Annotated in this window: 14 protein-coding genes; 4 read left to right on the forward strand and 10 right to left on the reverse strand. The window is 67.3% G+C overall.

The window, feature by feature from the left end; all coding sequences use genetic code 11:
* Positions 1-37 precede the first annotated feature (37 nt).
* The 4 genes from KBW98_RS15960 to KBW98_RS15975 all read right to left on the reverse strand — a co-directional run bounded on the left by KBW98_RS15960 (position 38) and on the right by KBW98_RS15975 (position 5,887).
* Positions 38-217 carry a CsbD family protein gene (locus KBW98_RS15960; protein WP_211521143.1) on the reverse strand — a complete coding sequence of 60 codons (180 nt, stop codon included), beginning with the start codon at positions 215-217 and terminating at the stop codon, positions 38-40.
* A gap of 79 nt (positions 218-296) precedes the next feature.
* Positions 297-908, reverse strand: coding sequence for a bifunctional 2-polyprenyl-6-hydroxyphenol methylase/3-demethylubiquinol 3-O-methyltransferase UbiG (locus tag KBW98_RS15965; protein WP_211521144.1), 612 nt, complete (start codon positions 906-908; stop codon positions 297-299).
* 242 nt (positions 909-1,150) lie between these two features.
* Positions 1,151-3,214 (reverse strand): M13 family metallopeptidase, encoded by a 2,064-nt coding sequence (locus tag KBW98_RS15970; RefSeq protein ID WP_211521145.1) that lies wholly within the window; start codon positions 3,212-3,214, stop codon positions 1,151-1,153.
* Between the two features lie 36 nt (positions 3,215-3,250).
* A complete protein-coding gene (locus KBW98_RS15975) occupies positions 3,251-5,887 on the reverse strand; it encodes a M1 family metallopeptidase (RefSeq protein WP_211521146.1) in 2,637 nt (878 codons plus the stop codon).
* Between the two features lie 319 nt (positions 5,888-6,206).
* On the opposite strand from KBW98_RS15975, the gene KBW98_RS15980 reads away from it, so the two are divergent.
* Positions 6,207-6,488: a flagellar protein FliT gene (locus KBW98_RS15980; protein ID WP_211521147.1), complete on the forward strand. Its 282-nt coding sequence runs from the start codon at positions 6,207-6,209 to the stop codon at positions 6,486-6,488.
* 417 nt (positions 6,489-6,905) lie between these two features.
* Here the strand turns inward: KBW98_RS15980 and KBW98_RS15985 are convergent, their stop codons facing one another.
* Entirely contained in the window at positions 6,906-7,871 is a 966-nt protein-coding gene (locus KBW98_RS15985; RefSeq protein ID WP_211521148.1) for a hypothetical protein, read from the reverse strand.
* 191 nt (positions 7,872-8,062) lie between these two features.
* Here KBW98_RS15985 and fumC point away from each other — a divergent pair, with 191 nt between their 5' ends.
* The 3 genes from fumC (at position 8,063) to KBW98_RS16000 (ending at position 10,136) form a co-directional block, all read left to right on the forward strand.
* Positions 8,063-9,457, forward strand: a complete 1,395-nt coding sequence (gene fumC, locus KBW98_RS15990) for a class II fumarate hydratase (protein ID WP_211521149.1) — start codon at positions 8,063-8,065, stop codon at positions 9,455-9,457.
* A gap of 57 nt (positions 9,458-9,514) precedes the next feature.
* Complete coding sequence (locus tag KBW98_RS15995) at positions 9,515-9,727, forward strand: RNA-binding S4 domain-containing protein (protein ID WP_211521150.1); 213 nt, start codon at positions 9,515-9,517, stop codon at positions 9,725-9,727.
* Positions 9,728-9,851: 124 nt separating this feature from the next.
* Complete coding sequence (locus KBW98_RS16000; RefSeq protein ID WP_211521151.1) at positions 9,852-10,136, forward strand: DUF883 family protein; 285 nt, start codon at positions 9,852-9,854, stop codon at positions 10,134-10,136.
* A 42-nt stretch (positions 10,137-10,178) separates the two neighbouring features.
* Here the strand turns inward: KBW98_RS16000 and KBW98_RS16005 are convergent, their stop codons facing one another.
* From KBW98_RS16005 to KBW98_RS16025, 5 genes are all read right to left on the reverse strand, one after another.
* Entirely contained in the window at positions 10,179-11,819 is a 1,641-nt protein-coding gene (locus KBW98_RS16005) for a DUF692 family multinuclear iron-containing protein (RefSeq protein WP_211521152.1), read from the reverse strand.
* Positions 11,820-11,824: 5 nt separating this feature from the next.
* Complete coding sequence (locus tag KBW98_RS16010) at positions 11,825-12,172, reverse strand: DUF2282 domain-containing protein (protein WP_211521153.1); 348 nt, start codon at positions 12,170-12,172, stop codon at positions 11,825-11,827.
* A 73-nt stretch (positions 12,173-12,245) separates the two neighbouring features.
* Positions 12,246-12,443 carry a YjfB family protein gene (locus tag KBW98_RS16015; RefSeq protein WP_211521154.1) on the reverse strand — a complete coding sequence of 66 codons (198 nt, stop codon included), beginning with the start codon at positions 12,441-12,443 and terminating at the stop codon, positions 12,246-12,248.
* A 22-nt stretch (positions 12,444-12,465) separates the two neighbouring features.
* A complete protein-coding gene (gene mobB, locus KBW98_RS16020; RefSeq protein ID WP_373888959.1) occupies positions 12,466-13,026 on the reverse strand; it encodes a molybdopterin-guanine dinucleotide biosynthesis protein B in 561 nt (186 codons plus the stop codon).
* The coding region (locus tag KBW98_RS16025; RefSeq protein ID WP_211521155.1) for a general secretion pathway protein GspB at positions 13,013-13,431 on the reverse strand (419 nt) is incomplete at its 5' end. The genes mobB and KBW98_RS16025, both read right to left, overlap by 14 nt.

The raw sequence follows: 13,431 nt of genomic DNA on the forward strand, positions 1-13,431 counted from the left end.
TTTTTCATTGTGGAACGGTGGTTGTAGAAACGGCAGCCTAGCGGTTGCCTTTGTTGACGATGTCCTTCACGTCGCCGACTTTCTCCTGCACCTTGCCTTCGGCCTGGTTCGACAGCCCTTCGCGCTGCTGCTGGCGGCTGCCGACGGCTTCGCCGACCTTCTCCTGGATCTTGCCGCCAATATTCTTGGCCTGGCCTTTGATCTGGTCCTTGTTCATGACCTTCTCCTCATGCTCGAGTGAATCGAGGTTTTACCTTAAGCGCGATTGCCGAGCCACTCTGTACGATGGTTAACATTCAGGGTTTGCGCCAGACGCTGGCCAGCCACGGCTGCTGTTCGCGCGGCAATCCTGCCGGGCGGTAATAATGGTGCAGCGGCGTGAAGCCGGCGGCGGTCAGGTAACGTTCCCAGGTTTCGTAATCGTAGTAACTGCCGTAGCGCGGGCCGCTCCAGCCCTCCTCGTTGTGGCCGCGCGGGTTAGAGCTGAACAGTACGCCGCCGGGCTTGAGCGTGGCGAACAGGTGGCCGAGGACTTCCGGCAACTGGGCGCTGGGGACGTGGAACAGGGCGGCGTTGGCGAAGATGCCGTCGAACATGGCGGGCGGCAGGTCGAGGTGCAGGAAGTCCTGATGCCAGACGTCGCAGCCGCTGTAGGCGCGGGCCATTTCCGCAAATTTTTCGCTGCCGTCGAGGCCGATGGCACGGTGGCCGAGGGTGGTGAAGGTCTTCAGGTCGCGGCCGGGGCCGCAGCCGAGGTCGAGGATCGTGAACGGGGCCGGGGCGGTGATGGCGGACAGCAGCGCGTCGATGTTCTGGCTGACGTCGTGATCGATCGTGCCGGCGAAGAAGGCGTCGGCGCTGCGGTTGTAGTGGTCCAGGGTGCGGCGGGTGATGTCGTCGGGGGTCATGGCGACATCGTAGCGTGTTGCTCGTTCTGTGGCGAGCGGCAATGCAGTCACTGCTCAAGGGAATTGGGTCCCCGCCTTCGCGGGGATGACGTGCTGATGGAGTGTATAAAGAGTGCGCTAGCGACCCTCTGAGCTCCCCTAAAAACCGTCATTCCCGCCACTGGCGGCAATGACTCCCCGCGAAGGCGGGGACCCAAGTTTGCGTACGCATTGTTAGCTAACGATGTGCACGCACCCTCAACTTACCAAACCCGCACCCTCTCCTGCGGCGCCAGATACAGCTTCTGCCCCGGCTTCACATCGAAAGCCTCGTACCACGCATCCAGGTTACGCACGGTGTAGGTACGGTACTGCGCCGGTGCGTGGCCGTCGGTCAGCACCACGCGGCGCAGGGTCGCTTCGCGCATCTTGGTGCGCCAGGCGCGGCCGTAGCCGGTGAAGAAGTCGCGGTCGGCGTCCGCGCCGGCCTTGGCGCCCATTCCCACCTTGTAGGCGTCGTAGGCCGCCGCCAGGCCCGCCAGGTCGGACAGGTTCTCGCTCAGGGTCAGCTGGCCGTTCAGCGCCAGGTCGTCGAAGGGCTTATAAGCGGCGTACTGTTCCACCAGCTTCTGCGACGCGGCCTTGAAGTGGGCCAGGTCTTCCTTGGTCCACCAGTCGCGCAGGCGCCCCTGGGCGTCGAACTGGGCGCCCAGGTCATCGAAGCTGTGGCTGATCTCGTGGCCGATCACCGAGCCGATCGCGCCATAGTTCACCGCGTCGGAACCCTGCGGATCGAAGAACGGCGGCTGCAGGATCGCGGCCGGGAAGTTCAGCGCGTTCTGCATCGGCAGGTTGACCGCGTTGATCAGCTGCGGCGGCATGCACCATTCGGTGCGTTCGGGCTTGGCGTTCAGCTTGGCCAGCTGCTGCGCGTAATGGTATTCCTGGGCGCGGACCACGTTCCCGAAGGCGTCCGTCGGCGAGACCTTGAGGCCCTCGTAGGACTTGAACTTGTCCGGGTAGCCGATGCCCACGTACATGGTGCGCACCTTTTCCTTGGCGTGGGCGCGGGTGGCCGGCGCCATCCAGTCCAGCTTGTCGATGCGGCGCTCGAAGGCGGCCTTGATGTTGACCACCATCTGCTGGATGCGGGCCTTGTTCTCGGCCGGGAAGTACTTCTGCACGTAGAGCTTGCCGACCGCGTCGTCCATGGCGCCGTTGGTGGCGGCCAGCGCGCGCTTCCAGCGCAGCGACTGCTGCGGCGTGCCCGCCAGGGCAGTGCCGTAGAAGGCGAAGCGCTGGTCGGCGAAGGCCTTCGGCAGGCTGCCGGCGAACTGGTTCACCAGGTGGAAGGCCAGGTAGTCCTTCCAGGTCGAGATGTCGGTCGCCATCACCTGGCGCGCGGCGCCCGCCAGCGCGGTCGGATGGTAGACCATGAAGCGGTCCTGCTTGCCCAGGCCGGCGGCGGACAGGAAGCTCTTCCAGTCCATGCCCGGCGCCTTGGCGGCGAAGTCCTTGGCGCTCCAGACGTTGTTGGCCTTCTGGATGTCGCTCGAGTCCTCGCGCGAGGCGTGGCTCTGGGCCAGCTCCGATTCGAGGGCGAAGATCTTCAGGGCGCGTTCTTCCACCTTGTCGTAGCCGGCCAGCTTGAGCATGGCGGCGATGTGGGCCTGGTACTTGGTGCGCAGCTCGGCCATCTTCGGATTATTGTCCAGGTAGTAGGCGCGGTCCGGCATGCCCAGGCCGCCCTGCAGCAGCCAGGGCACGTTGCGGGTCGGGTCGCTCAGGCCCTGGTTGATCCACACGCCGAACAGGTTCTCGGTCTCGAAGTTGGTGGCGTTCAGCGGGTCGACGTCGGCGCGCAGGGTGCCGCCCAGCGCGCGCGCCAGGTCGGTGCGGGTCTTGATCGCCGCGATCTTGGCCAGGTGCGGCTTGAGCGGCGCGGTGCCGGCGGCTTCGATGGCCGCTTCGTCCATGTAGGCCTTGTAGAAGTCGGCCACCTTGCGCTGCTCAGGGCTCGCGGCCTTGTCGGCGCCGGCGGCTTCGATCAGCTTGATGATGCGCTGATTGGTTTCCTCGGCCAGGGCGTGCATCGAGCTCCAGGAACCGCGGTCGGCCGGGATCTCGGTCTTGGCCAGCCATTCGCTGTTGGCCCAGGCGAAGAAATCGTCGCCCGGCAGCATGGTGGCGGCAGCCGGCCTGGTCTGCGCCACGCCGGCTTCGGCTTCCTTGCCCTGGTCGGCGGCGAAGCCGGGCGCCATGGCGAAGGCGGCGCCGCACAGGGCCAGGGTGACGGCGGTCTTGATTGGAGTCCAGCTGGTTTTCATAGCTTCCCTTCTCTTTTGGTGGGTGTGGTGTGCGTGTTACTTGAGTGCGGCGCGCACCTGCGGCAGCAGGCGCGCCTTTTGCGCGGCGCGGATGCGCACGCCGTTGCCGACGCGCTCGGCTTCGACCACGGCGTCCGGGCCGAAGTGCTTGCGCATATAGGCTTCCATCATGTCGGCATGGCGGGCGTCGGCCGAGGAACCGACGATCCCGGCGAACGTGCTATAGCGTCCGACCGCCTCCATGTTGTTCAGCAGCGCATCGCGGTGGGCGGTGGCGAAGGCCCAGGTCTGGTCCAGGTGCTCGCCGGCCACGCCGTACAGCATGTAGGGGATCAGGTCGGGCGGGGTGTCGGGCGCGACCAGGGCCTGCATGGTGCGCGCGGCCAGCGCCGGGTCCTGGGCGCTGGTGAGGGCCTTGCCGAAGCGGTTGCGCTCCTCGCTGTTGGGGGCGGCGGCGGCGCGCGCGGCCAGGGCGTCGTAGGTGGCGGCGTCGGCGTAGCGGCCGGCGGTGCCGATGACGAAATCGATCATGGCCGGCGACACCGCGTTCGGGTCCTGCAGGTAGCGCGCGAAACGGGCCTTGCCCTCGGCGATGGCCTGCGGATCGCCGGCGCGCGCCAGCGCGCCGGCCAGCATGGCGCGCAATTCGGCATCTTCGACGGGTTCGCCCGGCTTTTCTTCCCAGCCCAGCTTCTGGAATTTCGGCTTGGCGAAACCGATCAGGAAGCGGCGGATCAGGGCCTGCTCGGGCTCGCCCCGCGCCAGCGAATCGAGGGTGCGCAGGTTGGACAGGATCGAATCCCACACCGCCAGGCGCGGCTCGTCGCCGTAGCTGGCGACCAGCTTCAGGTAGCCGTCCAGCTGCATGCGGCCGCTCGACACCATGCTCCAGGTATCGGTCAGCAGCTTCAGGCGGGTGGAGTCGCGCAGCTGCGGCGCCTGGGCCGCCAGGGCCTGGAAGCTGGCCGGGTCGTAGTGCACGCGGAAGTAGCCCACGCTGTAGGGGTCGACCACCAGCGCGCCTTCGCAGCTGGCCTGGGTGAAGGTCTTGCTCGGGCCGGACAGCAGCAGGGTCCAGGCCTTGCCGTTGACGGTGCCGACCTGCACCGGGATGTCCCACAAGCGTTTTTCAGGGGCCGGCTCGTCCAGGCGGTACTGCTCCTGCGACAGGGTGACCCTGCGCTTGCCGTTCTCGCAGGCCTGCTCCACTTTCACCAGCGGGAAGCCCGGCTGCCGGGTCCAGTCCGAGGCCAGCTTCTCGACCGGCTTGCCGGTGGCCTTTTCCAGCGCCTGCCACAGGTCGGCCGAGGTGGTATTCGAATACTGGTGCTTCGCCATATAGGCGCGGATGCCCTTGCGGAAGGGTTCCTCCCCAAGGTAGGCCTCGAGCATGCGCAGGAAGGCCTCGCCCTTGTGGTAGGTGATGGCGTCGAAGGCGGCGGCGGCCTGCTCCTCGTTGTCGATCCTGGCCTGGATCGGATGGGTGGTCTTGCGCGCGTCCAGGTTGAGCACGTACTCGCGCTCGGCGATGCCGCTCAGGTAGGGGCGCCATTCGGGATGGAAGTGCTGGGTGGCCTTGGCCGCCATCCAGGAGGCGAAGCCTTCGTTCAGCCACAGGTTGTCCCACCAGGCCATGGTGACCAGGTTGCCGAACCACTGGTGTGCCAGCTCGTGGGCGTTGATGTCGAAGGACATCTTGCGGACCCGTTCCGGACTGCGCTTCGGGTCGACCAGCAGGGTCGGCTCGTTGTAGACGACGGCGCCCCAGTTTTCCATGGCGCCGTTGAAGCCGCCCGGAATCGCGATCTGGTCCAGCTTGGGCAGCGGATACGGGATGCCGAAGTAATCGTTGAAGTAGTGCAGCAGCTCGCGCGAGGCGGCCAGTGGGAAGGTGGCCGAGCCCAGCTTGCCCTCGGTGGTCACGATGCCGATGTCGACGCCGTCCTGCTCGCCCGCCAGGCGTTCCATCTCGCCCGCCACCAGCACCACCAGGTAGCTCGGCATTTTCGGCGTGTTGCCGAAGGAGATGCGCTGCATGCCGCCGGCGAGGGCTTCGCGCGTTTCGATCGGGGTGGTGGAATAGGCCTTGAAGTTACCCGGCACGTCGACAGTCAGCTTGAAGCGGGCGCGGAAGGCCGGTTCGTCCCAGGTCGGCAGCACGCGCCGTGCGTCGCTCGGGGCCATGGTGGTGGCGATCAGCTTCTTGTCCGCCCCGCCCGCCTTGTAGTTCACGTAGAACAGGCCGCGCGCCTCGCGCGTGATCAGGCCGCGGAACTGGAGCGCCAGCTGGTATTTACCCGGCGCCAGCGGCTGGGCGAGCTCGAAGCGCAGGGTTTGCGCCTTGCGGTCCAGGATGGGCGTCAGCCTGGCTTGCTTGCCACCCTGGCCGGACAGGCTGGCGGCCTCGATCTCCATGTTGTCGGCATTCAGCATGATGGCCGAGGTGGGCTTCAGGACCTCGATGTCGACCGTCTGGCTGCCGCGGAAGCTGTTGCCGGGGACGTCGGCCACCAGGTGGGCTGTGTACTGGATGGGGACCACGTCCTTGGGCAGCTTGCCGGGAGTGGCGGCAAACGAATACGGCGCCTCGGCCTGGGCGGGGGCAATGGCGGTGGCTGCCGCAAAAGCTAGCGCAAGGGCAGCGGCGGTGCGCGTGACCGGCATGTGTCTCATATGTCTCTCTCGTTCTTGTTCAGGCGTCCGGACTGCGCCGAATGCGCAACAACTCAGGCTGCACTCTAAGCAAGCGGCTTATCGCACGCGCTGCAAATGCGACAGACTGCAGAAAACGGGGCCAAACTGCATAAAAGGGGGAATAGCGCGCACCGCGTGGAAGCGTCCAGGCGGCTTATTGATGCAATCTCGGCAACTTTTCTTTACCTTGGAAAATATTCAAATATTTTTTAAAAAACCCTCAAGTTCCCGAAAGCGCGTCCGATAACGATGTAGACAACCGGCAATCCGGCCGGCGTTTCCAGCCCTTGGTGCTCTCATGACCGCGAACGAAGTCCTCTCGATGTACGAAAACCTGGCCGCCGTGACCGGCCAGATGGCGAGCGCGGCCCAAGCTGGCGACTGGAAGAACTTCGAGCAGCTCGGCGCCGAAGCCAAGGTGGAAGCGCGTGTCGCCGCCACCGGCGTGCCGGCCCTGGACGGCGCCAAGCGCCTGCGCAAGATCGACCTGCTCAAGCAGCTGATGGCCAACGACCGCGCGATCCGCGACGTGACCGACCCGTGGATGGGGCAGCTGGACCGTGCGATGCAGGCGCACTGATCAGGAACTTGCAAGGATGACAAAAGGCGCTTCGGGCGCCTTTTTTGTTGCCCTTCGTAGGGTTGGCGGCGCAGCCGCCAACCCTACGTCCGATGGACGGTTTGGAGTAGGGTCGCCCGGCGGCGAAGCCGTCAACCCAGTATCCGCAAATGAAAAAAGCGCCCGCAGGCGCTTTTGATGCAACCGAGCCAAAGGCTCAGCCGCGGAATGTGGAGAGCGAGCACCAGGTATCTCCTGGTGTCGCCTCTTGCCGGTTGCTTCCGGCGTCCACCGCCGCTGTAGGCTAGTGGACTGCTTCCGGACACAGGCGTTTGTTCAACGTTCGTCTGCGTATCGCGCCACGCTATCGGTGGTGGCTGCGCCAGACCCTGCGCCGTTTGTGATCTCGACGACCACGGATTGAGTATAACGCAAAATTTAAACTTGTGTAGACGTCTCGTGCGCGCCCTCTTCCAGCCCCGGCTCGACGGCTTCCGGCGCAGCTTCCGTGGCCGATTTCTTGCGCGCGAAACGCTGGCGCAGGCGCGCCGCCATGGACAGCTTCGGCTCCACGGGCGCCTTCTTGCGCCGCTTCGCCACCAGGATACCGCCGCCGAGTGCCACCAGGGCCGCGACGGCGCCGCCGATCCAGCCCCAGGGCGTCTCGTCCACCGGTTCCGGCTGGGGCTTCTTGCGCAGCTTGTGCGCCTTGGGCTTGGCCGGCTTGGGCGTGGTCACCGCCGCCGGGCTGGCGCCCATCGCCACCTGCAGCACCTTGACCTTGTCCTCCAGCACGCCGATCTGCTCGCGCAGCTGGGCGTTTTTGTAGTCGAGGGCCGCGCAGACCTTCGGTGACGCGGGCTGCACGGCAGGCGCGCAACTGCCCGGCGCCGGGGCCGCGGGCGCCAGGACGATCGGCGCGGCAGCCTTCTCGGCCTTGAGCACAGGCGCAGGCTTGGGCTGCGGCGGCTTGGCTGCGGGCTTGGGTGCGGGTTTGGCGACGGCCACCGGCGCCTCCACGGCCGCCTTGACCGGAGCGGGAGTGGGAGCAAGAACCGGCACGGCAGCCGGCACCGGCACGGGAGTGGGCGCGGGCGCGGGCGGCGGCGCCGGATTCGGGTCCGGCGACAGCCACAAGGTCGCGAGCCGCACGGTCCGCTGGCTGCCGTCCGCCAGCTCGAGGTAGAGATGCAGGTGGCTCGCCTCCACCGGCGCGCGCGAAGTGACGTGCAGGAACTGCCGCCCGTCGCGCTGCATGACGGACATGTTCAGGGTCGACAGCACGTGCGGCATGCCGATATTGGCGCCGCGGTAGACGTTGGGATGGGCGAGCCGCACCTGGACCGGCGCCGCGGCGTTCTCGACCAGGGTCAGCTCGATGTCGGCCACGAGCGGCTGCCCCATATGGGAGCTGACACGCGCTTCGCCCAGTTCGGCAGCGCCGGCGGCACCCGCGAGGAGTGCGCAAGACAATAACAGTGGGGAGCGGAAAACCATGGCGGAGCAGAAAAGTGAAGCCTGAACGTAAATAACGGCCAGTGCGCTAAACTCTTTAGTCCCAGCCGTGTTAACGAGAACCAGAACAGGACTTGTCTATGGAAAACAGGATTGAGAAGGACAGCTTCGGCCCCATCGAGGTGCCGGCGGACCGCTTGTGGGGCGCGCAGACCCAGCGCTCGCTCCACCACTTCCATATCTCGACCGAGCGCATGGCGCCGGAACTGGTCGCGGCCCTGGCCCAGGTCAAGCGCGCCGCCGCGGCCGTCAACCGCTCGCTCGGCAAGCTGCCGGCCGACAAGGCCAACGCCATCATCCAGGCCGCCGACGAAGTCCTCGACGGCCGTCACCCGGACGAATTCCCCCTGGCCGTGTGGCAGACCGGCTCCGGCACCCAGAGCAACATGAACATGAACGAGGTGCTGGCCAACCGCGGCTCCGAGCTGCTGGGCGGCGAGCGCGGCGAGGCGCGCCTGCTGCACCCGAACGACCATGTCAACATGGGCCAGTCCTCGAACGACATCTTCCCGACCGCCATGCACGTGGCGGCCGCGATCGCCGTCGCCAAGGGCGTGCTGCCAGCCCTGGCCAAACTGCGCCAGACGCTGGAGATCAAGTCGCGCGACTTCGCCGACATCGTCAAGATCGGCCGCACCCACCTGCAGGACGCCACCCCGCTCACCCTGGGCCAGGAATTCTCCGGCTACGTCGCCCAGCTCGAATACTCGGAACAGGCGATCAAGGCTTCCCTGCCCGGCCTGCTGCTGCTGGCAGCGGGCGGCACCGCCGTCGGCACCGGCCTGAACGCGCACCCGGACTTCGCGCCGCGCATCGCCGCCGAACTGGGCTCGCGCACCGGCCTGGCCTTCAAGAGCGCGCCCAACAAGTTCATGGCCCTGGCCGGCCACGACGCCATGGTCGCCGCCCATGGCGCTTTCAAGACCCTGGCCACGGCCTTGATGAAGATCGCCAACGACGTGCGCTGGATGGCTTCCGGCCCGCGCTCCGGCCTGGGCGAGATCACGATTCCCGAGAACGAGCCGGGCAGCTCGATCATGCCGGGCAAGGTCAACCCGACCCAGTGCGAAGCCCTCACCATGCTGTGCTGCCAGGTGTTCGGCAACGACGTGGCGATCACGGTCGGCGGCTCGCAGGGCAATTTCGAGCTGAACGTGTTCAAGCCCATGATTGCGCACAACTTCCTGCAGAGTGCGCGGGTCCTGGCGGACGGCATGCGCTCCTTCGACGAACACTGCGCCAAGGGTATCGAGCCGAACCACGCCCGGATCGGCGAGCTGATGGAAAAATCGCTGATGCTGGTGACCGCGCTGGCGCCGCATATCGGGTATGATCGCGCCGCGCAGATCGCCAAGAAGGCCTCCAGCGAAGGCCTGACCCTGCGCCAGGCCGCGCTCCAGAGCGGCTTCGTCGACGAACAGCAGTTCGAGCAGTGGATCGTCCCGATCGAGATGACGCGGCCGGACCGCGTCTGAACACCGCTCAGGCGGCCTCGTCTATCGTACGCCGCCCTTACCCACCCCGAGGATAAAATGCAAAAAATAGTTTTCGATTTGACATCAGAATTCGTCGAGGTCAACCAGCTGCTCAAGCTGGTCGGCCTGGTCGACAGCGGCGGCGCCGGCAAGAACATGGTCGCCAGCGGCGCGGTGTCGGTCGATGGGAAACAGGAGCTGCGCAAGACCGCCAAGATTCGCAGCGGACAGACCGTCACGATCGGCGATTTGCAGATTCGCGTGCAATAAGCCGCTACTGCGCGAGCAGGAACGCGTTCCAGATGTGTCGGCTATGTTTGCGCGCTAACAAACAAAGCGGGGCTTCCTTGTTTATATTTTAAGACGTCATCAATCGGTCTCAAAGGTGAAGACGATGGAAACCCCGGAACACCGTCCGCAGTCCCAGGAACAGCTGATCGGCGACCTGCGGCTCGTGATCGAAAACGCGGAAGAACTGCTCAAGAATACCGACCACTACTCGAGCGCCCTCTACCAGAGCGCGCGCGCCAAGCTGGCGCTGGCGCTGGAGGCGGCGAACGAGGAGCTGGCGCGCTTCGAGGACGCCCAGCTGGAGCGCATGATGGCCGCCACCCGCGCCGCCAACGAGCGCTTCCGCGACCGCAGCGGCGAAGACCGCATCCTGCGCGCCTTCCACTGAGCCCCGCCTGACGCGGCCTCCCTACTCTCCCGGATTCTTGCGCTACCGGGCGTCGTCCGCCGCAATCGCCGCCACGACGCCCAGCTCGAACCAGCGGCGCAGCATTGCGCCGATGTCCGGCACCTCTCCTCCCCCCGCTTCCGTATCGTGCAGCGCGGCGTCCAGCGCAGCCGCCAATGTGTCGCCAGCCATCAGGCGCGCCAGGGCCAGGTCCTCGAAGCGGCCGATCTCCACCACCTCCCCGTTCCAGCTCTTGCGCAGGACCAGCGCATAGCCGTCTCCTTCCATCGTTTCCGGAAAGGCCGGGCCGCCGTCCTGGTGGGCCAGCCACAGCCGCGCCACGGCCCAGCGGCTGCGCAGCAGCGCGCAGGACGGGTGCAGCACCAGGCGGGCGTCCGCCAGCCGCGCCGGATCGAAGCCCGCGAGAATCTGGACGTCCAGCGGCGCCACGTCCGGCGCCTGCCAGGCCAGGTGCAAGGCCCATTCGAGGCGCGCCATGTCGGCCAGCCAGGGAAATTCGGCGGCAGGCGCGAAGCCATCCAGGAAGGACGCGAAGTGCGCGCCGAAGCGGTTCAGGTCGGGGTCTTGCGAGGGGTGCGCCTTGCCGTAGGCGCGCGCCAGGCCGCCGAAATAGTCCGCGCCCACCAATTGAAAGATGACGGGATAGGCATTGGCCAGGGCGCGGCGCCAGTTTTCGGCCAGGTTGCCGCGGTAGACGCCAAGTCGCGCGGGATCGCCGCGCAGCTCCGGCAGCGCCGTGGCTGCGTCCACCAGCGCCTGGCCGAAACGCTGCTGGAGGCCGGCGGCCTCCAGCGCCGCGGTGTCGCCGGCGAAGGGCGCCAGGGCTTGCGCCACGGGTGTGGGCGCCTCGTACCGCTGCGCGATCGCGCGCGCCTTGTCCGCCTCGCCCAGCAGCACGCCGAGCGCCGGCACGTCCGTATCCCATTCGACCAGCGAGGGCACGCGTCCGAAGCGTTCGAGCGCCGCGCGGTACAGCGCCCACACGGGCGGCGCGATCGCCGCGCCATGGTGGTCGATCACGGCGGCCGGCGTCTCGAGATGGCCGCCCAGGTGGAGCTCGCCCACACTCCCCACGGGCAGCGCGGCGATCGCCGCCAGCGCGTCTTCGCCGTGGTTGCGCTGGTTGACGTACAGGTTGTTCACGTCGAGCAGGATGCCGCAGCCCGTGCGCCGCGCCAGCTCGGCCAGGAAGGCGGCCTCGCTCATCGCGTCGCCCTGGAAGCGCACATAGGCGGACACGTTCTCGACCAGGATGCGGCGGCGCAGCAGCTCCTGCACGCGCTGGACACGGGAGCACAGCAGGCCAAGGGCGGCGTCGTCGAGCTGCAGCGGCAGCAGGTCGTTGAGCTGGCGGTCGCCGAGCGCGCCCCAGCACAGGTGCTCGGACACCAGGAAGGGATCGACCGCCTCGACCAGCGCGCGCACGCGCGCCAGGTGGGCCTCGGAAAAGCCGCGCGCGGAGCCCAGCCCCAGGCCCACGCCATGGAGGCTGAGCGGGTAGTCCTGGCGCAGGCGGCGCAGCACGTGCCAGTCCCAGCCGGCGCGGGCCAGGTAGTTTTCCGAATGGACTTCGATCCAGCCGACCGGCTGGCGCCCTTCGAGGAAGGCGCGGACGTGGGGCGGGCGCAAGCCGACGCCGACGCCCGCCTGCGACAGGTACATGGGACTTACCGGGTCTCGGCCGACTTGAGCGTTTCCGGCGCGGCCGGGGTGGCGGGATCGGCCGCCTTGTCGGCCTTGGCGCCCGGCTTGAGCGAGCCGCCCAGCTTGGCGCAGCTGCCCTTGGCCACGAATTTCCATTCGGCCGGGTCGTTGTCGGTAACGGCGGCGCCCATGCAGCCGTGGGTGGCGGTGCCGCAGTCGTTCTGGCCGGCCTTGGCCACGCCGTAGCACATTTCCTGGTCGGCCTTGGGCGCACCCATTTCCGCCTGGCCGGCGGCCTGGGCAGCGGTGAGGGAAGAAGCGGCGCAAACGCCGGCGAGGGCGGCGGCGATCAGGGCATGGCGGTGCGACATGAATAACTCCGGTGGGAAAGCCAATGATTCGCCAGTGTCGCCCGGCGCCGCCGGAAAATCAATCGCCCAGGTATCAGGCGGTGGTGTTGATCTTGTTGCCCAGGTGCGGAGGCAGGTTGGCCGGCCCGGCGGCCTGCACGGCCTCGATCAGCTGGGTCGCATTCGACATCTCGATCTGTTGCGCGCGCTTGAGCACGGCGAGGCTGACGTCCTGCTTGTTGCCGGTTTCAGCGATGCTGGTTGCCAGCTTGGCAATACCCATGACATCCATGAAGATCTCCCATTAAGGCGTATCAGTCATTAACGGCAGCCGGTGTGGAAACTTGAGGGTGCGAGCGCATCCAGTCGCGCAGCCATGCCAGGACCTGGTCCGGCGCATTCAGGTCGAGCCAGGCGACGCCCTGCCCCAGCTCCCGCGGACGGGGCGCGTCCGACACGACGGCGGCGATCTCCCCGTCCGCCGGATACAGGGCCGGCTTGCCCAGCGCCGGCCGGAACACTTCCAGCTTGGGCAGCGCTTCCCATTTGTAGCCCTCGACCAGGGTCAGGTCGGCCGGGGCCAGGCGCGCGAGGTGCTCGGCCAGCGGCGGCTCCTCGGCGCCGCGCAGTTCGCGCAGGATGGCGACCCGGTAGGGCGAGGCGATCATGACCTCGGCCGCGCCGGCCATGCGCAGCCGGGCGCTGTCCTTGCGCGGCGGTTCGAGCTCGATGTCATGGTGGCTATGCTTGACCACGTTGACGCGCAAGCCATCGGCGGCGAGGCGGCCGACCAGGAATTCCAGCAGCGTGGTCTTGCCGCTGCCGGACCAGCCGACCACCGCCAGCACGTTGCCCGTGCGCTCAGTAGCCGGCACGGTAGCGGTTGCCGCGGTAGTTCATCACGGCCGCCTTCGGCAGGATGCGTTCCAGCACCAGGCCGGGAGCCACCTCCTCGCCTTCGCGGCGCAGCATCTTGTCGACCAGCAGCAGGCGCTCGGCCGGATTCGGCGAATAGATGTAGCCGCCGAAGGCCACCTTCGGGATCTCGCGCTGCAGCGCTTCCGGCAGCTCCTGCAGGCTACGCAGGTTTTCTTCAGGCGCCGGTGCGGGCGCCGCACGCGCAGGTTCCGGCGCGGGCGTCGCAAGAACGGGTTCCGGCGCCGCTGTCTGCGCTACTTTTGGCGCCGCCTTCAACGTCTCCTTCGGCGTCTCTTTCGGCGGCGCTTTCGGCGCCGGTTCGGGTGGCGCGACCGGCGGCGCGATCACGGGCGCCGCGGCGG

Source organism: Massilia sp. ST3 (genome assembly GCF_018119405.1).
Classification (GTDB): Bacteria; Pseudomonadota; Gammaproteobacteria; order Burkholderiales; family Burkholderiaceae_D; genus Telluria.

Bases quoted from the DNA above. Each gene is read 5' to 3' on its own strand.
- KBW98_RS16000 (WP_211521151.1), top strand. From the start codon at position 9,852: ATGGAAACCCCGGAACACCGTCCGCAGTCCCAGGAACAGCTGATCGGC.
- KBW98_RS15995 (WP_211521150.1), top strand. From the start codon at position 9,515: ATGCAAAAAATAGTTTTCGATTTGACATCAGAATTCGTCGAGGTCAAC.
- KBW98_RS15975 (WP_211521146.1), bottom strand. From the start codon at position 5,887: ATGAGACACATGCCGGTCACGCGCACCGCCGCTGCCCTTGCGCTAGCT.
- KBW98_RS15965 (WP_211521144.1), bottom strand. From the start codon at position 908: ATGACCCCCGACGACATCACCCGCCGCACCCTGGACCACTACAACCGC.
- KBW98_RS15980 (WP_211521147.1), top strand. From the start codon at position 6,207: ATGACCGCGAACGAAGTCCTCTCGATGTACGAAAACCTGGCCGCCGTG.
- KBW98_RS15985 (WP_211521148.1), bottom strand. From the start codon at position 7,871: ATGGGGCAGCCGCTCGTGGCCGACATCGAGCTGACCCTGGTCGAGAAC.
- fumC (WP_211521149.1), top strand. From the start codon at position 8,063: ATGGAAAACAGGATTGAGAAGGACAGCTTCGGCCCCATCGAGGTGCCG.
- KBW98_RS16010 (WP_211521153.1), bottom strand. From the start codon at position 12,172: ATGTCGCACCGCCATGCCCTGATCGCCGCCGCCCTCGCCGGCGTTTGC.
- KBW98_RS16015 (WP_211521154.1), bottom strand. From the start codon at position 12,443: ATGGATGTCATGGGTATTGCCAAGCTGGCAACCAGCATCGCTGAAACC.
- KBW98_RS15960 (WP_211521143.1), bottom strand. From the start codon at position 217: ATGAACAAGGACCAGATCAAAGGCCAGGCCAAGAATATTGGCGGCAAG.
- KBW98_RS16005 (WP_211521152.1), bottom strand. From the start codon at position 11,819: ATGTACCTGTCGCAGGCGGGCGTCGGCGTCGGCTTGCGCCCGCCCCAC.
- KBW98_RS15970 (WP_211521145.1), bottom strand. From the start codon at position 3,214: ATGAAAACCAGCTGGACTCCAATCAAGACCGCCGTCACCCTGGCCCTG.